At 35.4% G+C, this 23,321-nt stretch carries 21 protein-coding genes and 1 rRNA gene; 21 read left to right on the top strand and 1 reads right to left on the bottom strand.

All coding sequences use genetic code 11. The features are described from left to right. Positions 1-54: 54 nt before the first annotated feature. The 3 genes from G600_RS0105390 to nudC all read left to right on the top strand — a co-directional run bounded on the left by G600_RS0105390 (position 55) and on the right by nudC (position 3,459). Complete coding sequence (locus G600_RS0105390) at positions 55-1,257, top strand: CobW family GTP-binding protein (protein ID WP_027431032.1); 1,203 nt, start codon at positions 55-57, stop codon at positions 1,255-1,257. Between the two features lie 123 nt (positions 1,258-1,380). Further along, on the top strand, positions 1,381-2,331 hold the full coding sequence (locus tag G600_RS0105385; protein WP_027431031.1) for a TIGR03943 family putative permease subunit: 951 nt from the start codon (positions 1,381-1,383) through the stop codon (positions 2,329-2,331). Positions 2,332-2,400: 69 nt separating this feature from the next. Next, positions 2,401-3,459 (top strand): NAD(+) diphosphatase, encoded by a 1,059-nt coding sequence (gene nudC / locus G600_RS14985; RefSeq protein ID WP_051195376.1) that lies wholly within the window; start codon positions 2,401-2,403, stop codon positions 3,457-3,459. Between the two features lie 47 nt (positions 3,460-3,506). Here the strand turns inward: nudC and G600_RS13815 are convergent, their stop codons facing one another. After that, positions 3,507-4,490 (bottom strand): glycoside hydrolase family 25 protein, encoded by a 984-nt coding sequence (locus G600_RS13815; protein WP_051195375.1) that lies wholly within the window; start codon positions 4,488-4,490, stop codon positions 3,507-3,509. Positions 4,491-4,695: 205 nt separating this feature from the next. Between G600_RS13815 and G600_RS16240 the strand changes: the two genes are divergently transcribed. The 18 genes from G600_RS16240 to G600_RS0105290 form a co-directional block, all read left to right on the top strand. Beyond that, a complete protein-coding gene (locus G600_RS16240; protein WP_081669419.1) occupies positions 4,696-5,151 on the top strand; it encodes a prepilin peptidase in 456 nt (151 codons plus the stop codon). A gap of 32 nt (positions 5,152-5,183) precedes the next feature. After that, a complete protein-coding gene (locus G600_RS0105370) occupies positions 5,184-6,173 on the top strand; it encodes a P-loop NTPase family protein (protein ID WP_027431030.1) in 990 nt (329 codons plus the stop codon). Further along, positions 6,163-7,386, top strand: a complete 1,224-nt coding sequence (locus G600_RS0105365) for a CpaF family protein (protein ID WP_027431029.1) — start codon at positions 6,163-6,165, stop codon at positions 7,384-7,386. The genes G600_RS0105370 and G600_RS0105365 overlap by 11 nt, the downstream gene beginning before the upstream one ends. Continuing rightward, positions 7,322-8,086: a type II secretion system F family protein gene (locus tag G600_RS0105360; RefSeq protein WP_051195374.1), complete on the top strand. Its 765-nt coding sequence runs from the start codon at positions 7,322-7,324 to the stop codon at positions 8,084-8,086. The genes G600_RS0105365 and G600_RS0105360 overlap by 65 nt, the downstream gene beginning before the upstream one ends. Before the next feature lie 17 nt (positions 8,087-8,103). Further along, positions 8,104-9,387: an immunoglobulin-like domain-containing protein gene (locus tag G600_RS13810; protein WP_034245671.1), complete on the top strand. Its 1,284-nt coding sequence runs from the start codon at positions 8,104-8,106 to the stop codon at positions 9,385-9,387. 37 nt (positions 9,388-9,424) lie between these two features. Further along, positions 9,425-9,592 carry a Flp1 family type IVb pilin gene (locus G600_RS15400; RefSeq protein WP_074521981.1) on the top strand — a complete coding sequence of 56 codons (168 nt, stop codon included), beginning with the start codon at positions 9,425-9,427 and terminating at the stop codon, positions 9,590-9,592. Then, positions 9,573-11,765, top strand: a complete 2,193-nt coding sequence (locus tag G600_RS14980) for a DUF5702 domain-containing protein (RefSeq protein WP_027431027.1) — start codon at positions 9,573-9,575, stop codon at positions 11,763-11,765. Before G600_RS15400 ends, G600_RS14980 begins: the two co-directional genes overlap by 20 nt. Before the next feature lie 50 nt (positions 11,766-11,815). Then, positions 11,816-12,733: a TadE family protein gene (locus tag G600_RS0105340; protein WP_027431026.1), complete on the top strand. Its 918-nt coding sequence runs from the start codon at positions 11,816-11,818 to the stop codon at positions 12,731-12,733. A gap of 13 nt (positions 12,734-12,746) precedes the next feature. Further along, positions 12,747-13,205 (top strand): A24 family peptidase, encoded by a 459-nt coding sequence (locus G600_RS0105335; RefSeq protein WP_027431025.1) that lies wholly within the window; start codon positions 12,747-12,749, stop codon positions 13,203-13,205. Positions 13,206-13,216: 11 nt separating this feature from the next. Next, positions 13,217-13,690, top strand: a complete 474-nt coding sequence (locus tag G600_RS0105330) for a TadE family protein (protein WP_027431024.1) — start codon at positions 13,217-13,219, stop codon at positions 13,688-13,690. After that, positions 13,690-15,264 (top strand): DUF6382 domain-containing protein, encoded by a 1,575-nt coding sequence (locus G600_RS0105325; protein WP_027431023.1) that lies wholly within the window; start codon positions 13,690-13,692, stop codon positions 15,262-15,264. Before G600_RS0105330 ends, G600_RS0105325 begins: the two co-directional genes overlap by 1 nt. A 65-nt stretch (positions 15,265-15,329) precedes the next feature. Then, a complete protein-coding gene (locus tag G600_RS0105320) occupies positions 15,330-16,355 on the top strand; it encodes an SCP2 sterol-binding domain-containing protein (protein ID WP_027431022.1) in 1,026 nt (341 codons plus the stop codon). Between the two features lie 113 nt (positions 16,356-16,468). After that, complete coding sequence (locus G600_RS0105315; RefSeq protein WP_027431021.1) at positions 16,469-16,885, top strand: HIT family protein; 417 nt, start codon at positions 16,469-16,471, stop codon at positions 16,883-16,885. 72 nt (positions 16,886-16,957) lie between these two features. Continuing rightward, complete coding sequence (locus G600_RS0105310) at positions 16,958-19,246, top strand: hydratase (protein ID WP_027431020.1); 2,289 nt, start codon at positions 16,958-16,960, stop codon at positions 19,244-19,246. 223 nt (positions 19,247-19,469) lie between these two features. Beyond that, on the top strand, positions 19,470-20,564 hold the full coding sequence (locus tag G600_RS0105305) for a hypothetical protein (RefSeq protein ID WP_027431019.1): 1,095 nt from the start codon (positions 19,470-19,472) through the stop codon (positions 20,562-20,564). A 13-nt stretch (positions 20,565-20,577) separates the two neighbouring features. Beyond that, positions 20,578-21,828 carry a DUF5711 family protein gene (locus G600_RS0105300; protein ID WP_027431018.1) on the top strand — a complete coding sequence of 417 codons (1,251 nt, stop codon included), beginning with the start codon at positions 20,578-20,580 and terminating at the stop codon, positions 21,826-21,828. A gap of 35 nt (positions 21,829-21,863) precedes the next feature. Further along, positions 21,864-22,637: a CvpA family protein gene (locus G600_RS0105295; protein WP_027431017.1), complete on the top strand. Its 774-nt coding sequence runs from the start codon at positions 21,864-21,866 to the stop codon at positions 22,635-22,637. A gap of 555 nt (positions 22,638-23,192) precedes the next feature. Next, positions 23,193-23,321, top strand: a 16S ribosomal RNA gene (locus tag G600_RS0105290); the annotation flags it as partial.

Raw genomic sequence — 23,321 nt, 5'->3', positions numbered from 1 at the left:
ATAAGTACTAATATCAATTACACACAATCTAATTTTTGAGAAAGAAGGTTTAATATGACTAAGGTAGATATAATTTCAGGTTTCTTAGGCGCTGGTAAGACAACTTTAATTAAGAAGCTCTTACAGGATAGCAAGCTTAATAAAGAACAGGTAGTTTTAATAGAGAATGAATTTGGTGAAATCGGTATTGATGGCGGTTTCTTAAAGGACGCAGGTGTTGAAATTCGTGAGATGAATTCAGGCTGTATCTGTTGTTCACTTGTTGGTGATTTTGGTACATCTTTAAAGGAAGTTGTAGATAAGTATCATCCAGATAGAATCATCATCGAACCATCAGGTGTTGGTAAGTTATCAGACGTTATTAAGGCTGTTAAGGATCTTCATATTGAGAACGAGATCACATTAAACAGCGCTTCAACAGTTGCTGATGCTTCAAAGGTTAAGGTTTATATGAAGAACTTTGGTGAGTTCTTTAATAACCAGATTGAACATGCTGGAACAATCATTTTAAGTAGAACTCAGAATGTTACTGAGGAGAAGCTTAATAAGGCAATCGAACTTATTAGAACATTAAATGAGAAGGCTCATATCATCACAACTCCTTGGGATGATATTTCAGGCGATACAATTCTTGGTGCTATGGAGAATGTTACTAATCTTGAACTTGAAATGTTAGCAGAAGCTGCAGAAAAGGTTCATGAGGAACATGAACATGAGCATCATCATCACGATGGAGAAGAGTGCTCATGCGGACATCATCATGAAGACGGTGAAGAATGCCATCATGATCACGACCATGAAGAGCATCATCATGACCATGACCACGATCATGAACATCATCATCACGATGGTGAAGAATGCCACCATGACCACGACCATGAAGAGCATCATCATGACCATGACCACGATCATGAACATCATCACCATGATGGAGAAACATGCTCATGCGGTCACCACCATGATCATCACCATCATCATGCAGATGAAGTATTTGATAGCTGGGGAATTGAAACAGTTAACAAGTACTCAAAGGCTGACTTGGATAATATCCTTGATGATTTAGCTGATTCAACAGAATACGGCGTAATCCTTAGAACAAAGGGTATGGTTCAGTCACCAGAAGGTAATTGGTTCAACTTCGATCTAGTACCAGGTGAGTACGAAATCAGAGAAGGACAGGCAGATTTCACAGGAAGAATTTGTGTTATCGGTTCTAAGTTAAATGAAGAGAAGTTAAAGACTTTATTCAAGCTTTAATTTAGATAGGGCTTAAGCTCCTAACTAAGGCTTTTATAAAGAAAACTAATATAATAATTATGTGTAGAATAGGTGCGATATGAGATATTTTTATGTCGCACCTTTTTTAGAAAGGCGGACAATATGGCACAGGAAGAGCAATATCAGATTCCTATATTTTTAATTAATGGACAGCTTGATAGTGGTAAGACAAAATTTATCGTTGATACTGTTGAGATGGGACAGTTTGAAGAAGCTCAGAAGAAGCTTTTAATCGTTTTAGAAGAAGGCGAAGAAGAATACTCTGAAAAGTTCCTTAAAGACAACGGAATCGACATGGTTGTTCTTGAAAAAGAAGAATTCACTTACGATAAGTTAGTAGAACTTGATAAGAAATATGATCCATGGATTGTATTAGTAGAATATAACGGTATGTGGGCTCCACAGCTTATTTACGATACAGAAAAGCCTAATGGTTGGGAAATTTATCAAGCAATTACTTTAATTAATGCAGAGCAGTTCCAGTTACAGTGGGCTAATATGCGTTCAATTATTGCAGAGACAGTTAAGTTAGTAGATTTAGTTGTTTTTAATAGATGCGCTCCAGGAATGGATTTAGGCAGCTTTAGACGTAGCGTTAAGGCACTTAATCCATCACTTCAGATTGTATTTGAAGATGATAAGGGTGAGCAGGTTGCTATTTCAGAACAGTTACCTTATGATTTAAATTCTGATGTTATTGAAATTGAAGATGAAGACTATGGTATTTGGTACATGGATGTTAACGAACGTCCAGAAGTTTATAACGGTAAGACAGTACGTTTCAAGGGACAGGTTTTAAAGAATAAGTACTTTAAGGATAAGAACTTCGTTCCAGGACGTAAAGTTATGACTTGCTGCGCAGATGATACATCCTTTATTGGTTACATTAGCTACTACGATAAGATTAGAGAATTAGAGAACAAGCAGTGGGTAATGGTAACAGGTACAGTTAAGAATGAATTCCAGATGGCCTATAAGAAGAAGGGCCCTGTAGTTTACTGCACTGAAGTTACTCCATGCGAAGCTCCAAAGGAAGAATTAGTTTACTTATAAGAATACTATCCCCATCAACTTTTGGTGGGGATTTTTCTTAAGCAAAAAATATAGATAGGTGGTAAGATTATGATACAAGATATTTATCCATTACATTTAGACAATCAATACAAAAATGCAAGTCCTAAGGACGATGACACAATCTTTTGCTTTGCAGGATCCACAGTTTTAGCAAAGGAAATAGGGGAAAATGAATTATATTTTCCACAATACAGTGAGTTTAAAGCAGGAATAGTTACCAACAACGCTGTGGATAATGTGGATAACACAGAAAATACTGATAAATATAGCTATATCTATCTCTTCTCTTTAGTGGAAAAGAAAGATAGTTATCCACAAAATAGGGGTGTTGATATTGTGGATAATGTGGATAAGTCAAGTATTGATAAGGATAGTTCTATTTATGATTCTGAAAATGTAAGAGTAGTTAAACGCTTTTTCCTTGCCTTTAAAAATAACATCGTATTAAAGGGCGACTTCTTTGGAGAGCTTGCAGATACTGATGTTCACAAGGAATATAAGTCTAGCCTAGAAGGCTTTGATTACTATGGCGTTTACAATTTTAGAACTCAGAAGGATAGAGCTCTAGCCTACGCCACTATTACTGCCTATCATCTTTACGGTTGGTATAGAGATAACAAGTTCTGTGGAAGATGTGGAAAGCTATTAGAAAGAGATGTTAAGGAACGTATGATGAAATGTCCTGTCTGTGGAAATAGCATTTATCCTAAGATTTCACCAGCTGTTATTGTAGCAATCACTAACAAAGACAAGATTTTACTTACAAAATATGCCGGCAGAACCTACACAAACTATGCATTAGTTGCAGGCTTTACAGAAATCGGTGAAACTATGGAAGATACTGTAAGACGAGAAGTTATGGAAGAAGTGGGCATTAAAGTTAAGAATATTAGATATTATAAGAGTCAGCCTTGGGGTCTCTCAGGGTCTCAGCTATCAGGCTATTTTTGCGAGCTTGATGGAGATGATGACAAAATCAAGCTTCAGGAAGAAGAGTTATCAGTTGGAACTTGGGTTGCAGCCAAAGATATTGAAGTGACTCCAGATAATGTCGCTCTAACAAGAGAAATGATCCTAAAGTTTAGAGACGATGTTCTAAACAATTAGGACCATTTGCGTAATCTGTATTATTTATTATTTTGAAAATGTATATCTTATTTTTCTTTTAAGTAAATATCAAGGTCAACATCGCCGTCAATGCCGTCAACGCTACCAGATTGGCTGTATTGCCACATTGTAAATTTATAAGGATAGTAAGGAGTTGTATCGTAGTTTGCAAACCACTTATCATAATCCTCTAATTCTTCTAGATTTACATTGGCGATGAAACCCTTGAGGTTTGAGTAAATCATTACATCATAACCTGCATCTTCAATAGTTTCACAAAATGTCTTAACGATTTCAGTTAATTCTTCAACGGATAAACTCTCCTGTCTTGAAGTTCCAGAAACAATTTCCTCTACATCCACAACAACTGGATAAGTAATGTTGTAAGGTTTAATTGCATCAAGAACAAATTGAGCTTCTTCCTTGGCCTCAGCAGTGCTTATAGCAGAGGTAAAGAAATAAACTCCTACATCTAAATCATTTTTAAGAGCATCACTTACATAAGTCTCGAAATTAGCATCGGCAGTAACCATGCCACCACCATAAGTTCTATAACCAACTCTTAACATGCAGTAGTCAAAACCTGCATTCTTAACCTTACTAAAATCAACATCCCCCTGATAAACGGAAAGATCTACACCAGCAACAGACTCATACTTGTCATCCTCATAGCTGTAGTAGCCTGTCTTATCATCAATGCTAATCTTGTCATTATCAATGATTGACTTAGCCAAATTATTATTGATTTCTGCGAAATTGTAGCGGTTGTTACTTAAATAGACCACATTCTTTGTAAAAATGGACTTTAAAATCTGGCTTGTGGAATAACCATCATTGTAGCTTTCCTTGATTTCCTCAAGCAATTCCTCCCTGCCATCTGTTTTAATTTCATTTTCCTTATCCTTGCTTAGCTTTGTTGTAAAAACATTAATTCCTGAAAGCTGCAATCTAACTAGAATAGCCACTAGGACAAGTATTACAGCCACTAAACTAGCAATAAGGGCAATAATCTTTTTACTGTTCTTAATCATAAACTCTCCAATTCTGATAAAAATTATATATGATTACTATAACACAATAATGGAAACTTGTCTTTTTTAAAAATTTTTTTTGTAATGAAAATCTAGTGATTAGGCGGCTTTTAATGCCTTACCTGGATATATATTAAAAATTTATAGTTGACATAAAGAGAAACAGAAGGTATATTGTCATAGCACTGCCAGCTAGGAGGTAAATATTTTAATATATTTTTTAGCGGCTTTAATTCTAACAATCATATCTGTTTATTATGATTATTCATCATTTAAGATTCCCAATTTTTTAAACTTAATAGGATTTATTACCGGCACAGTTTTTGTGTTATTCGGTAAAATTTTTACAAAAGAGGAAAATACAATTAATCACTTTATCTTTGCGTTTGCAATTTTTTTCCTAACATACATTATTTATATGATTGGCGGAATTGGAGCAGGAGACGTGAAACTTTATACAAATTTAGCGCTATTACTTGGCCCACTAATCTTTAAACTATTCGTGCTATCCATGATTTTCAATCTCATAATCGGAGCCATAGAAGTTCTTATGAAAAAAAGCATAACAGTTAGCAGTGCTTATGGCTTTAAACTTCACAGGATTCACTTTAGTTACGGGATTTTATTGGCCCTAATAGTCTGCCTAATAATTAGTTTATAACTTAAGATTATTCAAAAGAAAGAGGTATGAAAATGCGAAATACATGTGTAATTTATGATTCCGACGAGAATTATGCCAAGCGTTTAATGGGAGCTATAAATGAGGATAACGAAGTTCCCTATAATGCAAGAATTTTTACAAAGCAGGAAGAACTACAGGATTATTTAGAAGATGAAAAGCCTGAGGTTTTAATGCTTAATGAAGAACTCTACGAATATTACTGCGAGTCTGATAAGGCTGATAAATACGTGGTTTTATGCGAAGAGGAGATTGATAATAAGCCAGAGGATAATAAGGATTTAGAAAATGTATCTATGGTTTGTAAGTATCAACCATCAAAAGAACTGCTCTCAAAACTTTCAAAGGGCAAGAGAAAAAATCACACAAGTCTATCTAGTAAAATTATTGGTGTCATGGGAGTTAATTCAAGTAAGCGTACTGTTCTTTCTCTTAGTCTCGCAAAAGAATTTGCAAAAAAAGGACATACACTTTTTATTAGTTTAGAAGAGTTTGCAGGTTTAGAAAACATTTTACCAAGACGCTCTAGTAAGACCTTATCAGATGCTCTTTATGCTTTTAAGCAAAACAAGATGCAGTATCATAAAAAAATCGAAGAGTGCATATCCACAATTGAAAACTTTGATTACATTCCTTCAGTGGTTTGTGCTGAGGACATTTCCTATATTGCAGTAGAGGACTTAGTTACCTTTATTCAGCTTGTGGGGGTAAGCCTTTCCTACGATTACGTAATTGTAGATATTGGAAATGGCATTAACAATCCTTGGAATTTATACGGAGCCTGCAATAGACTTTTTATGCCAAAGTCTACAGATTATTTTGATAAGGCAAGAGAGTGTTCCATGGTTTCCTACATGAATGAAAGTGGTATGGAAAAGCTGCTAGATGAAATTCGAGAAATCGATGTGGATTTAACAGAAGAATGTATGAACGAAAAGATTCTTAGTCGCATTGAATACAGTAGATCCTTTGAAGGACTTAAAGAGGTTATAGATGTTGACTAATAAAGAGGAAATCTTCAACGAACTAAAGAGAAGCATATATAGCGAACTTGATATAACAAGGGAGCTAGAAGAAAACTATATCTACGATCTAATTGATAGGAAAATCGAAAACTACAGTCAGAATAAAATCATCCCCCTAACACTAAAAGAAAGCCTAAAGCAAAGACTATTTAATTCCATAAGAAAGCTAGATATCCTACAGGAACTTCTTGATGATGACAGCATTACAGAGATTATGATTAACGGATATCGTAACATTTTTATTGAAAAAAAGGGACAAATAATTAGATATAAGGGACAGTTTGAAAGTGATGAAAAACTAGCAGACATTGCACAAAAAATTGCGGCAATGTCCAATAGAATTGTAAATGAAAGCTCTCCCATAGTAGATACAAGACTAGAGGATGGTTCAAGAGTAAATATAGTCTTGCCACCAGTAGCTCTTAACGGTCCTGTGATTACTATCAGAAAGTTTTATGAAAGTCCCTTAAGTCTTGAGAAATTAATCGAGATAAATTCTATAACAAAAGAAGTAGCTATCTTTTTAGAAAATGCTGTAAAATCTAGATTAAATATCTTTGTCAGTGGGGGCACAGGTAGTGGAAAGACTACATTTTTAAATGCCCTATCAAACTTTATTCCAGAAGATGAAAGAGTAATAACAATTGAAGATTCCGCAGAATTACAGCTAACAAGGGTGAAAAATTTAGTAAGGCTTGAGGCTAGAAACGCCAACATCGAAGGGAAGAATGCCATAAGCATTAGAGACCTAATTAAGTCCTCCCTTCGAATGCGACCAGATAGAATCGTAGTTGGCGAGTGCAGAGGCGGCGAGGCCCTAGATATGTTAACTAGTATGAACACTGGCCACGACGGTTCTCTATCCACAGGTCATAGTAACTCTAGCGAAGATATGTTAATTCGACTTGAAACCATGGTTTTAATGAGCGGAATTGAAATGCCACTAGATGCCATAAGGCAGCAAATCGCCTCGGCCATTGACTTAATAGTTCATTTAAAGAGGATGCGAGATAAAACAAGAAAAGTAGTGGAAATAACAGAGGTTTTAAATTATGAAGATGGAACTATCAAACTTAATCCCATATTTTTATTCAAGGAAGAAGGGGAGGACGAAGAAGGTAAGATTCTTGGAAGCCTTCAAAGAACAAATAACAAACTTATGGCTAAAAAATCTAGACAAGTCAGAAATTGATGCCTTGATGCTAGTTAAGGTCCTAGCCACAATCCTAATAATTTCCCTTGCCTTTTATGGAAGTCTTATTTTTTCAATTTTCCTAATTCCCTTAGGCATTTATCTATTAAAGGAAGAAATTAAAATCAAGAAAGAATCAAGAAATAATGCCTATTTAGGAAAGTTTAAGGAGGCATTACTTTCCATAAGTTTTGCCCTTGATGTAGGTTACTCCATTGAGAATGCCTTTCGTGAGGCCCTTGTGGAACTAGAGAAAACATTTGGCAAGGAAGATGAGATTAGCCGGGACTTTTACAATATCGTTAGGCGCCTTGATAGGAATGAAAATATAGAAGATTTGTTATCGGACTTTGCCAGCAAACAGAAAAGTGAAGACATAAATTATTTCGTAGAAGTCTTTAGATACGCTAAAAGAACCGGCGGCAATTTAATTGAAATCATTAAAAACACCACAAAGCAAATCAGCGAAAAGTGGGCGGTGGCAAATGAAATCAAAACCCAGATTAGTGCTAAGAAGATGGAACAAAGAATCATGAGTTACATTCCAATTGTGATTATATTTTACTTAAAACTAACCACTAGAGGCTATCTTGACTGCCTATACTTTAATCCCTTAGGCATAATCATAATGACCATCTGCCTAGTGATTTATGGCATCTCAGTAAAAGTATCAAAAAGAATTATGGACATTGAAATCTAGAAAGGAGGCAAACTAGCATGAAATTAAAAACTGAAGCAAAACAAATTTTTGAAAAAATACGACATGAAATAAAGCTTAACAAGAGCTACAAAACAGCCCTCCTTATTTTTCTAGCTTTCCTAATGCTGGCTATTTTTAAAGGCATAGCCAATTCTTCAAGCACAAAGATTTCTGATAATAGCCTAAAAAGACCGGCGCCTGGGTCAGATGCAAGACAGGAGACGGTAGATGTCTATGATAAGTCAGGCAAGTTAATTACTAGCCTTGATTTAACCCTTGATCCAAGAAAGCTTAATGCTAGCGAGGTGGAGGAAAACTTTTTTAAGGCCTATGAAGAAATCGAAGAAAATATGCTTGCAACAAACGAGAGTCTTGATAAGGTTAAGTATAATCTAAAGCTGCAAACTAGCGCAGTTTCAGGCCTAGTTAATATCGACTGGTACTCTGATGACTTTAATATCATTAACTACAATGGCAAGGTCAGTAATGATGATTTTTTAGAAAATGAATCTAGACCGGTAGTCCTTCGCGCCGTCCTTTCCTATGACGAGTATAAGACAAGCCTAGAATACAGGATAACTGTAATAGCAAAGGATAAAAGTGAGTTATCCCTTGATAACTTAATTGCCAAGCGTATTGATAAGAATCTAGAGGAGTCTGTTAATGAAGATAAGTTTAGCCTGCCAGATAATATAGATGGTAAGGAATTTATATATAAAATTCGTAGAGAAGAAACTTCCCCCTTTTACTACATTTTCCTAGGAATAATGCTAGCGGTTTTAATAATTTATAAGGATTACGCAAAACTAAAAGAGGAGAAGGAAAATAGGATAAAGCAGATGAAATATGACTATTCAGAGCTGGTTTCAAAGCTTTGTCTTTTGCTTGGTTCTGGCATGACAATTCGAATGGCTTGGACTAAGATTGCTGCAGATTACAATAGGAATTTTAAAGAGGGGAGGGCCACTAGTCATGCTATTTATGAAGAAATGTATGAGACTAGTTGTAACATGCAGGCAGGAATTCCTGAAGCCGCCTGTTATGAGGATTTTGCTAGACGAGTAAATATAAAAGAATATACAAAGTTTATTTCACTACTTGTTAGCAATTTAAAGAAAGGTAGTAAAGACCTGGTTTCTTTACTAGAAAATGAAACCCGTGAAGCTTTTGAGCTTCGAAAGCAAATGGCTCTTCAAAAAGGTGAAGAGGCCTCCACAAAGCTACTAATTCCAATGATCATGATGCTAGTAATTGTAATGATTATCATTATGTTTCCGGCAGTGACGTCTTTTGGAATTTAGATAGAAAATATTTTTACAAACGAAAGGAAAAGAAAAAATGAAAAGATTTAAGAATTTTTTAAAGGAAGAAGATGGAATGGGAGTTATTGAGGTTGTGCTAATTATCGTGGTACTTATCGGCCTTGTTAGCATTTTCAAAACCCAGATCACAAGCCTTGTTCAGACTCTTTTAAAGAACATGTCAGATGAAGCAAAGAATATTTAAGCCTTACCAGATTTGTGATAACCACAAGGACAGAAATAGCGGATCATGTAAAGCCACAAGGAAAACCCTTACGGCCCAAATCACAATCCTTGCTAGTATCTCAATCACCATTGTTTTGTCCCTACTTATAACCCTAGTTCGCTCGGCAGCAGATAGCAGGCTAAACACACAGATTAAGCAGGCTTGCATTCTCTCAGCAGAGTCGGTTTTTGCAGCCTATCACAACGACTGCCTAGAGGAGTTTGGCATATTTTTATTAAAGGATGCCAGTAAAAACGAGGCCAAGCTAAGTAAATACATAAACACTAACCTCTCAGACGTCTCCTCAAAAGTCTATCTCGATGGCCTAAACATCACGGATTATCAGTATGCCACAAGCAATTGCGGCGAGGGAGTTTACGAGGAAATCCTTAGCTACATGAAGTATGGAATTTATTCAGATCTTGTGGATACGTTTAAGAACTCAGAAGAAGAAGTGAAGCGTGCCAAGGCCACTAAGGAAATTTCCGAGGATATGGCAGGGCTTGAAGAGGATTTAGTAGAGCTTGATGTAAATGTATTGCGCCTCCTTGAGGTGGTGGAGGGTATTGATACCACAGATGATGGGGTTGTAATTAAAAATGGGAAGCCCCAGCTTGCTAAAAAATCTTACGCTAAGCGAGGAATTTATGGAGAGATTTCCATGAGCAGTGCAAATATTGATAACGACAAAGTTTATAAGGTGCTAAATTCAAGTGATTATGCTTACATTAATTTAGAGGAAATCGTGGATGATATGTATATCTGCCTTGAGGAGCTTGAATTAATTACGGATGAGGAAAGTAATGCCAATGGAAATAATTCCTATGCCAATATTTTTAAAAGAGATTATGACAAGCTAGAAGAATATATAACTGATACCAAGAAGGCCAATGAAGAGGCCATGGGTTACGTTAAGGCCTACTACAATTCTCAGGATACTGCTAGTAAATCCGTGGATGACTTAACCACAAAACTTTACAATAATAAGGAGAGTTTAGGGCAGGAGCTTTACGATAGCTTTGCAGGAGATTATGAGGAAATTAAAAATGGCGTTAAAAATAACGAGAGAAAGCTTTGCAATGTGGATCTGATTAAAGAAGCTATTACAAGCAACAACATCTATTTAAACAATGCAGAGGATAAGCTTTCTTGTATAAAAGAGACATTAACTAAAGATAAAATAACAGAATACAAAAGCAGTCTAGATAGCATAAAATCTAATCTGTCAAAGATTTCTAATAAGAATCTAAAATTTGATTATTCACAAATTGATTTTAGTTCATCATCATCTGGTCTATCTAAAATCAAGAAAATCATTTCCACTCTACAGGAGGGCTATTTAGGCCTGATAATTGACGATGTTTCCACAATTTCTGATAAGAGCATAAACTACAAGGATTTAGCCAATAGCTTATCAGGAGATGAGATAAAGACGGAAATTAGTTTAAAAGACACTAAAGATAACATTTTCTATAATGAGTATCTAACAATGCATTTTAAAGACGCGGCGGACTTTTTAGATGAAGATGGAAAATTGAAAAAAAGCGACACGGGGCAATTGGATTATATGATTGAATTTATCCTTTGCGGTAATTCGTCAGATAAGGAAAATCTATCTAAAACCCTATTTGAAATGTCTGGGATTAGGGAGGGAATGAATCTTGCCTACCTTTTAACAGATAGCACAAAAAAGGCGGAAGCCTACACCCTAGCCTTAAGCCTAGTGGGTTTTACTGGTTGCGAGGCAGCAGTAAGAGCAGGACAATATTTGATTCTTTCAGCCTGGGCTTATGGAGAGAGCATTATGGATTTAAGGACCTTAATGAAGGGCGGTAAAGTTCCCCTAGTAAAAACAAAAGATAACTGGCAACTAAGTCTAACTAATCTTTTAGATTCAAATTTCACTAATAATAAAAATGACGACAAAGGTCTAGCCTACGAGGATTATTTAAGAATGTTGCTCCTTGTAAAAAATTTATCTAAGAAAAATCTAGGCACCATGTCCGCCATGGAATTACAAATGATAGACATGGGCCACACAGATTTTAGAATGAAGGATTACATCGTCTCCTTTAAGGGAGAGGCAAGCTTTAAAAAGAGCAGTAAAACTTCAAGTTACAAACAAGAAATATCATATTCATATATTAACTAATGAGGCTTGAATATGCCCCTTTAAAGAAATGTGAAAGGAAATACAGATTAATGATTGATAACAATCAGCCCCGAATCAGAAAAAAACTAATGCCAAGTTTAAAAGGGGCATATTTAAAAGCTAGCGCCACAGTAGAAGGAGCTATAGTTATCCCAATAGTGCTATTTGCCATTTTGACTATAATCTACCTTCTACAGATAGTGGCCATAGAAACAAGAATCAACGCGGCTTTATTTGAAACCGCAAGGCGCTGCTCTAGCTACGCCTATATTTATGAAAATGTAAAAGAAGACGCAGCTTATCTAAACAGCTTAAGTACAAACACCAACAACACTAATACACAGTCTAGTGCAAATACCATAAAAGCAATTGCCATGTCAGGAATTAATGATGGTATTTTCCTTGGAATGTTTATTGACAATTTAGGCAGCGATTTTGCTAGTAAGAATCATATAGTTGGCGGCAATGCAGGCTTTGTTCTGCTTCGCAGTTCCATTTTAAATAACAATTCTCAAATCAAAGTTTGCCTAGATTATGTAATCGATAATCCCTTTGATATATTCGGACTTAGTCTAGTTAAAAAGAAGACGGAGCTTGTAACGGATGGTTGGCTTGGTGAGGATAAGGATGCCTTTGAGGAGTTTGCCGGGGATGAGGATGATGACTATGTCTACATTACAAAAGATGGTGAAGTATATCATAGAGATGCAAGTTGTACCTATTTAACGCGTGATGTTTTATCTAGCAGCTTTTCTAATATTGAAAATGTGAGAAATCAATCAGGGGCTAAATATTACCCTTGCGATTCTTGTAAGGCCGAGATTAATTCCGGCATAGTCTATTACACATCTTACGGAACTAGGTATCACAACTCAGAAGAGTGCGGCCAGCTACATAGAGACATTTTACGAGTGCCCCTATCAAGTGTGGCAAACAGAAGACCTTGCAGCAAATGCGCAGGAGAATAAGAAGAGGTAAATTATGATAATAGAAATTATAAGAGTAAATTTTGGTCTGTTAATTAGCCTGTTTGCTTTAACAATTCTATCCTACATGGATTTAAAAAGAAAAGAAGTAAGCCTTTGGGCGCTACTAGTCTACGGTCTAATGATGATAGTAAATTTACTATGTCTATTTTTTACAAAAGATAAAATCGATTTAAAAGAACTAATCTTAAGCTTATCATTCATGCTTATACTAATTATTATGTCTCTTTTATTCAAAGCAATCGCTATTGCAGATTCTATAACAGTAGGCTTAGTAGCCCTAACAAACGGCTTTCTTATAGCCCTTTCTAGCTTCTTTCTTGCCATGCTAGCGGCAGCAGTTTTCTCCCTCATAGGCCTAGCCCTAAAGAAATTAAAAAGAAAAGCCACAATCCCCTTTATCCCCTTTTTACTTGCTGGCTACCTAATAAGCACTATTGCTTACTTTAGTTAAAGGAGGGCAGGATGAAAGGAATTTTTAAAGGAATCAAGACATTGGCAAACTTTAGATTTAAGGCAGTTTATACCCTTGAAAATGCAGTGATTGTTCCCATATTTTTTATGGTCTATATAATTTCCATAAGTGTTGCAATCTACATGCACGACAGGATTATTTTGCGAAACGCCCTAGAGCAAGCGGCAATCGAATACGAATATCGCTACATTAATGCAGCAGAAGTTAAAGATAAGAATGAAATGACAGAAGAGAAATTTGCCACAAAAGTCAAAGACTACATAGATGCAAAAACTCTTTACTTAAATGACACAGATATAATTATACAAAAGAAAGATAACAATATTAAAATCACCGCGAAGGCAAGTTTCCCTCTAGTGACAGCCTACGTGGGTAAAAGTATAAACACAAGTGAAATGATATCAGTAAACAATCCGAAAAAATGGATAAGAATTACTAAAGCCTTAAAGGAGGCAGTGGATTAATGAAGATGAATAAAAATCTAATCGAAGAAAATTTAAATATAGAATACGAAAGAGTAAACGGCCAGAGCCTAATGACCATCGAGACAGACAAGGGCTACGAAGAGGATTACCAGATTAAGATGATTGTAAAAAATCGACTTGATCACTTCCTAAAGATTAGCAAGGCGTCTGTAAACAACAAACACTATTTAAAATATGACATCAGCAAGCGTCAGCAGTTCGCTCAGTTTTATGAATATGAGAAAATGAAACTAGAAGACGTTAGATTACTTTGCTCTAACATTTCAGAAATGGTAAGACTAGTAGATGAATACATGTTAGATCTTGATTTTGTCCTACTGGACCCTAACTTTATCTACATGGATGTTATCACTAAAAATTTGAATTTTATTTACCTACCAAGTTTGAAAAACTCCAACTTCACAGATAATCTCCGCTCAGTATTTGAGTATGTCTTAGAGCACTTTGATCATTCCATGGATAAGACTAGCGTGGTATTTTTGTATGAATTTTACCAAAATATTCTCTCTAATAGCTACGACCCATATAATCTTTTAAAGCTCTACAACGAGCTTCATGACAAGATGTTTATAGAGGAAGTAAAACCTCTTGAGCCAGACTACAATGACACTCCTCAAACTACAGATTATGAAAATGCAACAGAGCCGGAAGTGATAACCATTGATACAATTTCAAAGGAAGAAATCTTAATTGATGATCCTGAAAAGGAAAAACTAGAGGCCAATAAAAAGGTTCTGGCAGCAGGTATAATTTTTACAATCTTTTCTTTAATAGAAATGTTGTCTCCAAGACTAATTCCAATCACTATCCCGAAGGCCCTAAACTTTGCATTTCTTTTAGTGGGCGTAGCTTGTATCTACTTATATAAGAAAAGCTTAGATAGCTTAAAGACAGAGCCAGCCCTTACAAAGGAAGAAATTCCTTATGTGACAAGAGAAAAGAAGACAAACTATACAAACAAAGAAGCCTCAGCCGCTTATAAGAGCAAAACATCCCCAGCGCCAGAGCACAACTTTACAAGTCCAACCCCAGTAACCCCGATTTCAGAACCTTCTGCATCCCAAAGCCCAAACTATACAAGTCTAACTAAAACAAATCCAACATCTAAGACAGCCTTTAAAGTTGAGGATAACATCTCCGTTGATACAGTCCTTCTCTCAGATTTTGTAAAAAAGAGACATGCTAATAAATTCAAGTTAATTCTTGATGGGGACAGCACAGGCCTTATTGAATCAGTTCATAAAAACATGGCTTTTAAAAATCCAGAAGATGTAGAACTTGAATTAGATAAAGAAGAAATCACCCTAAAGAAATTCCCAATGGTAATGGGTAACTTTAAGGAAGTAGCTGACATTTTCTTTGACTCAAAGCTAGTTAGCAGAATGCACGCCAGTATTAAAAAAGAAGGAGAGGATTACATTTTCGAAGACCTTAATTCCTCTAACGGAAGCTTCCTAAACGGGGAAAGACTTGAAACTAAAGAAAAGAAAATTCTTAAGGATGGAGATATAATAACTATAGCATCAGTAAGTTTTAAGGTTGAAATAAGCTAGGCTTTATGCTATATTCAAGATAATAATAAAGTTTTGGAACAATTAAAGAATTTGGGGGATAGATTATGAGGGTAAATATTTATTACGGCGGAAGAGGTTTAGCTGATGACCCAACTTTAACAGTAATTTCAAAGATTCAGGACATTTTAGAGGAATTAAAGGTTAAGGTTGAAAGATACAATTTATACGAATTAAAAAATAAAATCACTTCACTAGGTTCAACTATAGGCGATTGCGACGGCGTGGTCCTTGCAACCACTGTGGAATGGGTAGGCATGGGCGGCTATATGCAACATTTTCTTGATAGCTGCTGGCTCTATGCAGATAAAAGCAAGGTAGAAGACGTCTACATGTTCCCGGTTGTCCTTTCAAGATGCTATGGAGAAAGAGAAGTTGTTAACGCTTTTAACAACTCTTGGGAGATCATTGGTGGAAAACTAGGGAATAGCCTAAGTGCCTATGTGGATAATGTTTCTGATTTCGAATTTAATGTAGACTACAACACCTTCATTGAAAAATTTTCTGAAAATATATACAGAACCATCTCAAAGAAGGCTCTAACACTACCCTCAAGCACAAGTATGATTAAGAAAAATCTGCTTCGAGATACAATTCATCTAACACCGCAGGAAAATGAGCAGCTTTCAAAGTTTGCGGCCGACGACACATTTGTAAAAACTCAAAAAGAAGACATCGAGTATCTATCGGCAATGTATAAGGAACTCTATGATAGCGAAAGCAAGGGCGGCGACCAATATTACATCGACGTCTTGAAAAATAATTTCAACAACAGCAGCAAATACCTAGGAAGCTACATGCTAATAATCAGCGATAAGAAAGAGCAAACAAGCATTACAGATTCTTCCTCAAGCAAGAAACTAGTTATTGAAATCTCAGGTTCCAACATAGAGGTAAGCTTTGGCGAAAAGCTTGATGCTGATGTGATTGGTAAAATGGATAAAGAAACTTTTGAAAGAATTGTCAGCGGACAGACCTCTTTCCAACGCTCATTTATGGCAGGAGACATGACCGCAAAGGGTAATCTAAAGGATTTGAAAATGTTAGACGAATTATTTATTTTTCAAAAATAGTAATATTGTAATATCCCTTTCTTTAGGTTATTATACTAAGTGTACTTTAGTAGGGTACAGTAGGTAAATGTGTACTATACAGGAAGTGCTAATAATAATAAGGGAGAAAGCACATGAAGAAAGATGATTGTATTTTTTGTAAACTTGCTAATGGAGAGATAGAGACAAACTCAATTTATGAAGATGAGCTTGTAAAGGTGATTTTTGATGCTAGTCCAGCTTCTAAGGGCCATGTTCTCATTTTACCAAAGAATCATTTTGATAACATTTATGAGTTAGACGATGAGACAGCAGCCCATATATTCAAGGTAGCTACTAAGGTGGCTAAGGCATATAATCAGGTACTTGATTTTGACGGACTTAATATCGTGCAGAATAATGGCGAGGCAGCAGGTCAAACTGTTTTCCATTTCCACATGCATATTATTCCAAGATACAAGAATGATTCTGTAAATGTGACTTGGACTCCAGGTGAAGCTACACAAGCAGATATAGATGAAATTAAGAAAAAGGTTTCTTCTTTATTGTAATTTATTACCATATTGAATATATCTAATTTTGTAGACATGTTATTTTAGTGCTTATAAATGGAGGAAGTTGGTATGATAAAACTAAGCAAAGGCGGAGCTTACCTTTTAAACGGTGTCGACATTATTGAGGATGGTGTTGATGTCTGTAAAGAAGTTGCTTCAAAGGTTGGCAGAGAAGTTTCAGTAGAAGAAGCTAAAAAGAACACAATCGCATATGGAATTTTAGAGAAGCATAATACATCAGGTAATATGGAAAAGTTAAAGATCAAGTTTGATAAGATGACTTCTCATGATATTACTTTCGTTGGTATTATTCAGACAGCAAGAGCTTCTGGACTTGAGAAGTTCCCACTTCCATATGTTTTAACAAATTGCCACAACAGTTTATGTGCTGTTGGTGGAACAATTAATGAAGATGATCACATGTTTGGACTTACAGCTGCTAAGAAGTATGGCGGAATCTATGTTCCACCTCATCAGGCAGTTATCCATCAGTTTGCTAGAGAAGAGCTCGCAGAAGCAGGCAAGATGATTCTTGGTTCTGATAGCCACACTCGCTACGGTGCTCTAGGTACAATGGCTATGGGTGAAGGTGGTCCTGAACTTGTTAAGCAGTTACTTAATAGAACTTATGATATTAACATGCCAGGGGTAGTTGCTATCTACATGACAGGCGAGCCAGCTAAGGGCGTTGGTCCTCAGGATGTGGCTCTTGCTATTATCGGCGAAGTTTTCGCAAATGGCTATGTTAAGAATAAGGTTATGGAATTCGTTGGACCTGGTGTTTCAAGTCTTTCAGCTGATTTCAGAATCGGTGTAGATGTAATGACAACAGAGACAACATGTCTTTCTTCAATTTGGAGAACAGACGATAGAATCAAGGAATTCTACGACATTCACGGAAGAAGTCAGTCATACGCTGAACTTAATCCTGGTGATGTTGCTTACTACGATGGAGTTGTATACGTTGACCTTTCAAAGATCAAGCCTATGATTGCTATGCCATTCCATCCAAGTAATACATATACAATCGAAGAACTTAACGCTAACCTAAAGGACATCTTAGCTGATGTTGAAAAGAAGGCTTTAGTAAGTCTTGATGGTCAGGTTGACTACTCATTACAGAATAAGATTAGAGACGGCAAGTTATACGTTGACCAGGGAATCATTGCAGGTTGTGCAGGTGGTGGTTTTGAAAATATTTGCGCAGCCGCAGATATTCTAAAGGGCCGCTCAATTGGTGCAGACGAATTTACATTATCTGTATATCCAGCTTCAACACCAATCTATGTTGAACTTGCAAGAAATGGTAGATTAGCTGACCTTATGGCAACAGGTGCTATTGTTAAGACAGCATTCTGTGGACCTTGCTTTGGTGCAGGTGATACTCCAGCTAATAATGCCTTCTCAATTAGACATTCAACTAGAAACTTCCCTAACAGAGAAGGTTCTAAGTTACAAAATGGCCAGATTGCATCAGTTGCACTTATGGATGCTCGTTCTATTGCAGCCACAGCAGCTAATAAGGGTTACTTAACTTCAGCAACAGATTTAGATGTAGAATTTAGCGGTCCAACATATCATTTCGATAGCTCAATCTATGCTAATCGTGTATTTGATAGCAAGGGCGTTGCAGATCCAAGCCAGGAAATCCAGTTTGGACCTAACATTAAAGACTGGCCAGAAATGGTAGCTTTACCAGAGAATTTAGTAATAAAGGTTGTATCAGAAATTCATGATCCAGTTACAACAACAGATGAACTTATTCCATCAGGAGAAACATCATCTTATAGATCAAATCCTCTTGGTCTTGCAGAATTTGCACTTTCAAGAAAAGACCCTGCATATGTAGGAAAAGCTAAGGAAGTTCAAAAGGCAGAAAAGGCAAGAGAAGCAGGAGAGTGTATGGGTGAGGCTCTTCCAGAATTAAGAGATATTATGCATACAATCAAGGAAAGCTTTGATGTATCTAAGGAAAATACAGGTGTTGGTTCTACAATCTTTGCAGTTAAGCCAGGTGATGGTTCAGCTAGAGAACAGGCTGCATCTTGTCAGAAGGTTCTTGGCGGTTGGGCTAACATTGCTAACGAATATGCAACTAAGCGTTATAGATCAAATCTTATTAACTGGGGTATGTTGCCATTTATCATTGATAAGGGTGATTTACCATTTGCTAATGATGATTACATTTTCATTCCAAATGTACGGGATGCAATCACAAAGAAAGCTACAAGCTTTAAGGCATACGTTGTTAATAAGGGAATGAAGGAATTCGAACTTAAGATGGATGAACTTACAGATGATGAGCGCCAGATTATTTTAGATGGTTGCTTAATCAATTACTATAAGTCACATCACTAATAATCCATAAATTAGCTTGCTAATTGGCAAATTAAATTTTGCAAAAAATGGACATAATAATTTAGAAAAAGTTGAATTTCTTTCAGATTATAATTGCGATTGTTTTAAAATATTGTTACAATTTATATAATTTATAAAGGATGAGGGAGGTTCTCGATTGAGAGTCTCCCATCAGCTTTATAAGAAAACACTTTTGGCTTAGAAAGAGGGAGTGAAATATATTATGGCAGACCAGAATATACTTAATGGCGGATTAGAAATTTTAGAGCAGATTATATCTGATGTAACAGAGTATAACGACAATAGAGAGGAGCTTGATGAGTTAAACGATAGCATCAAGGCTTTATCTAGAGAAGTTAATACAGCAGAAAAAAATATTCAGACAGAAGTTACATTACGTGTAAAGGAAGGCAGCGCAAGTATAAATGCGAGCTATGATAAACTTGTTGGAGCAAGAAAAAATAAACTAAAGAAGGCTCAGTCTAAAAGAGACCAGGCTAAGATGGCAGGAGTAAAGGAACGTATTGCCGTAGAAACACAGGATTTAAAGATAGAAAATAGAGAGCTAAAGCGTCAGATAGAAAAGGCCTTTGCTCAAGAAAAGGTAAGTCTATTTTGCAATTCAAGATTATTTTTAGCATTATTTAATTCGAAAACTATGTTAGATTATGTTATCTTTGTAGCATGTGTTGCTATTGTTTTTGGCTTGATTCCATTTGGAATTTATATAAGCCCAGTTATAGATGATATATTTCTTGTTTTATATACATTTGTTGTTGCTTTAATTGTTATTTTCATCTACAAAAAGGTTAACTCAGGAATTATGGTTAATCACAGAGAATTAATAACACAGGCACAGGAAGTTAAGAGTCTCATTAAGATTAATGAATTTAAAATTGAAAAAATCAGACATAGTATTAAAAAAGATAAGAATGAAGAAATGTATGGCCTAGAGTCATATGATGAGAAAATAGAAGCTATCAACAACGAGATTATTAGAATCGAAAGCGAAAGAGAAGCTGCTTGCGATGAGTTTGAGCAAAAGACTAAGACTAATATTATCTCTGAAATTGAGGGCAGATATACAGGTAAAATTGAAGAGAACAAAAATATATTAGCATCCAAGAAAAAAGAAAGAGAAGTTCTTGAAAAGAAATTAACTGATCAGAAAATGTTTATTTCTAATAACTATGAATCTTATCTTGGAAGAGAATTCATAGATGATGAAGACAAGTTATTTGAGCTTGCAGAAATGATGAAAGAGTATGAATTTGATACAATTGGTCAGGCAATTTCTGAATTTAAGGAACTAAGATAAATAGGGAGGTCGTATGGCTGACATATTATCAGGCAAACCTAGATTCAATGGCGATAAGAACGCGCCAATTAGAAAAATAGTTCAAAAAGATTCAGAGGATAGCAATGATATTTACACAGAGGAAGAAATACGTCAAAAAGTAAGACAGCACAGAATCACACAGCTTAAGGTAGTGGCGGCAGTAGTATTTGTGATTGCTTTGTTAGTGCTCTTAGTTATTTACATTTTGGATAATAGAACTTATTCCTCATATAAATTGACTAAGTCAATAAGTAGAGAAGACGTGGAAACATCAGATTACATTTCCTATGGAGATGGATATTTAAGATGTAGTAGCGATGGTATTTCATATTTTACATTAGATGGAACCGCTGTATGGAATCAAACCTTTAGCATGAAGAAACCTCAGGTTAAGATTTGCGATAGCTTTATTGCAGTTGGCGATGTTAACGGTAATATGATTTATTTATTTGATAAGTCAGGTTACATAAGTGAAGTTAACACATCCCTTACAATTTCCCAGGTGGAAGTAGCAAAAGATGGCTTAGTGGTTGCGGTTCTTGAAGATAACAACGCTAACTATATTAATATGTATGACAAATCCGGTGAGAAAATCTATAGCGTAAAGACAACGCTTTCCGGAGATGGCTATCCATTTGATGTAAGCATCACAGATGATGGTACAAAACTTATGGCAGCTTACATATATGTAAGTGGAGAAGAAATTAAGAACAACATCGTATTCTATAATTTCTCTGAGGTTGGTAAAAATGAAACTGAAAGAGTTGTAGGTGGCTACGATTTCGATTCAACAATTGTTGGAGATGTGCAGTTCCTTACAGATACACTTGCAGTGGCAGTAAGTGAGAATAGCATCAGCCTATATAAGGTAAAAGAAACACCAAAGCTTTTAAAAAAGATTAGTATAGATGAAGAAATTCAAAGAATCTTTTATAGCGACAAATACATTGGTATTGTAACAGATAACACGGATTCGTCCGATTTATACAAATTAGTAGTTTATAACACTTCAGGTAATGAGATATGTGAAACAACGTTTGACACAAACTATGACACGATCCAGTTTGATGATTCAAGTATTGTTTTAAACAATGACTCATCTCTTTGTGTTATGAATATGAAGGGAAAAGTTTTAGCCAATATTTCCTTTGACTCCACAATTTCAGATGTGGTTTGCTTAGGTAAAAAAGGAAAGTATGTTATAATTAATAGAAATTACATACAGACTATAAAACTAAAATAATCTTTTCAGATTAATAAATTAAGGGAGGACAAGAAATGTTAGTAGTTATAATTTTAGCTATTTTGGTTGGATTTGCTATATGGGGTTATGCTCAAGGCGTGTTAAAGATTGCGCTTTCAATTGTTTCATTAATCGCAAGTATTTTAATAACAACAATTTTTGCCCCAATTATTACAGAAGCAATTAAAAACAATTCTGATTTAGACAACAAGATGGAACAATCATTCTATGAAATTTTAGGAGAGAATGAGGCGGTAAATTCTTACCTCACATCCAACGAACTTGCTAATCAGACAATAGATACATCAAAGCTTACACAAATCTCTGATAAGATGAATGAAATTATTGAACAAATCGGTGAGAAGTTCGAATTACCAGATTCACTTGTAAAAGCTCTTTCAAATAACTCATCTTCAGATATGGCATCCACAATGTCTAAGTATGGCACAACAAGTGTAAGAGATATTACTTTACATATTGCAGCTACAAGCCTTACAAATATTGTATTTAACGCTTTAGTTTACATGATATTAATAGTAGTTCTTTACATTATAATCAGAATGATCTTAGCATTTACTAATATCCTTGCTAAGATTCCATTTGTGGAAGGAGCTAATCAAATCCTTGGAGCAGCAGTTGGTTTGTGCGAAGGCTTAATAATAGTATGGTTATTCTTTATAGTAATAACAGCTCTCGGAAACACAGAGTTTGCATCTAATCTATTATTAGATATTAATGAAAATGCAATACTAGCCTTCTTATATAATCATAACCCACTAAACACATTATTACTTACTAGAATCTTCTAAAAATGTGTCACTTTAATTCAAAACAAAAAATATAAGCTAGTAAATAAGCACATCTAGCTCGTAGAAATAGGATTAAAAACCTATTAATTGCGAGTTAGATGTGATTTTTTTAGTTGAAAAAGAAAAGAAAAATCATTATAATAGATACACGAATCTTTAAATTGTGATTTGTAAAAATGTATATATTTTTTTGAAAAACACTATCAAAGCCCGATAAATACTGGCTTTCTTCGATTTTTTTGAAAAACTTCAAAAAAATCACAAAAAATTAGAAAAATAGTGTTGACAGAAAGGAACTGTGGTGATAATATATACAAGTCGCTGCGATACAGCAACGACACAAAACATCAACAAAGCCAGTAAACACAAGGCTTTGGAGGTTAGAACCTTGACAACTGAACAGAATGACAACCTTGAAAATTCTTTGAAATATTCAAGCGAGTAATCAATCGTAAAACAAATTTTGTTTTGAAATGATTATCCTTAATAACAGTAATGTTAAACGGAAACGAAACTATTAAGCTAGTTCGTTCAGAACTAAGCTAAGGTAAAACTTTTTATGAGAGTTTGATCCTGGCTCAGGATGAACGCTGGCGGCGTGCTTAACACATGCAAGTCGAACGAAGCAACTTATCACGATTCCTTCGGGATGACGATTTGTTGACTGAGTGGCGGACGGGTGAG

Source organism: Lachnospira multipara ATCC 19207 (genome assembly GCF_000424105.1).
Classification (GTDB): domain Bacteria; phylum Bacillota; class Clostridia; order Lachnospirales; family Lachnospiraceae; genus Lachnospira; species Lachnospira multipara.
Note: the sequence above shows the minus strand (reverse complement) of the source record. Positions and strands in the feature narration are given on the sequence as shown.

Coding starts and splice junctions, on each gene's coding strand:
- G600_RS0105390 (WP_027431032.1), top strand. CDS start 55: ATGACTAAGGTAGATATAATTTCAGGTTTCTTAGGCGCTGGTAAGACA.
- G600_RS0105325 (WP_027431023.1), top strand. CDS start 13,690: ATGAAGATGAATAAAAATCTAATCGAAGAAAATTTAAATATAGAATAC.
- G600_RS0105295 (WP_027431017.1), top strand. CDS start 21,864: ATGTTAGTAGTTATAATTTTAGCTATTTTGGTTGGATTTGCTATATGG.
- G600_RS0105330 (WP_027431024.1), top strand. CDS start 13,217: ATGAAAGGAATTTTTAAAGGAATCAAGACATTGGCAAACTTTAGATTT.
- G600_RS0105300 (WP_027431018.1), top strand. CDS start 20,578: ATGGCTGACATATTATCAGGCAAACCTAGATTCAATGGCGATAAGAAC.
- G600_RS0105310 (WP_027431020.1), top strand. CDS start 16,958: ATGATAAAACTAAGCAAAGGCGGAGCTTACCTTTTAAACGGTGTCGAC.
- G600_RS0105315 (WP_027431021.1), top strand. CDS start 16,469: ATGAAGAAAGATGATTGTATTTTTTGTAAACTTGCTAATGGAGAGATA.
- G600_RS0105385 (WP_027431031.1), top strand. CDS start 1,381: ATGGCACAGGAAGAGCAATATCAGATTCCTATATTTTTAATTAATGGA.
- G600_RS13810 (WP_034245671.1), top strand. CDS start 8,104: ATGAAATTAAAAACTGAAGCAAAACAAATTTTTGAAAAAATACGACAT.
- G600_RS14980 (WP_027431027.1), top strand. CDS start 9,573: ATGAAGCAAAGAATATTTAAGCCTTACCAGATTTGTGATAACCACAAG.
- nudC (WP_051195376.1), top strand. CDS start 2,401: ATGATACAAGATATTTATCCATTACATTTAGACAATCAATACAAAAAT.
- G600_RS0105305 (WP_027431019.1), top strand. CDS start 19,470: ATGGCAGACCAGAATATACTTAATGGCGGATTAGAAATTTTAGAGCAG.
- G600_RS13815 (WP_051195375.1), bottom strand. CDS start 4,490: ATGATTAAGAACAGTAAAAAGATTATTGCCCTTATTGCTAGTTTAGTG.
- G600_RS0105370 (WP_027431030.1), top strand. CDS start 5,184: ATGCGAAATACATGTGTAATTTATGATTCCGACGAGAATTATGCCAAG.
- G600_RS0105365 (WP_027431029.1), top strand. CDS start 6,163: ATGTTGACTAATAAAGAGGAAATCTTCAACGAACTAAAGAGAAGCATA.
- G600_RS15400 (WP_074521981.1), top strand. CDS start 9,425: ATGAAAAGATTTAAGAATTTTTTAAAGGAAGAAGATGGAATGGGAGTT.
- G600_RS0105320 (WP_027431022.1), top strand. CDS start 15,330: ATGAGGGTAAATATTTATTACGGCGGAAGAGGTTTAGCTGATGACCCA.
- G600_RS0105335 (WP_027431025.1), top strand. CDS start 12,747: ATGATAATAGAAATTATAAGAGTAAATTTTGGTCTGTTAATTAGCCTG.
- G600_RS0105340 (WP_027431026.1), top strand. CDS start 11,816: ATGATTGATAACAATCAGCCCCGAATCAGAAAAAAACTAATGCCAAGT.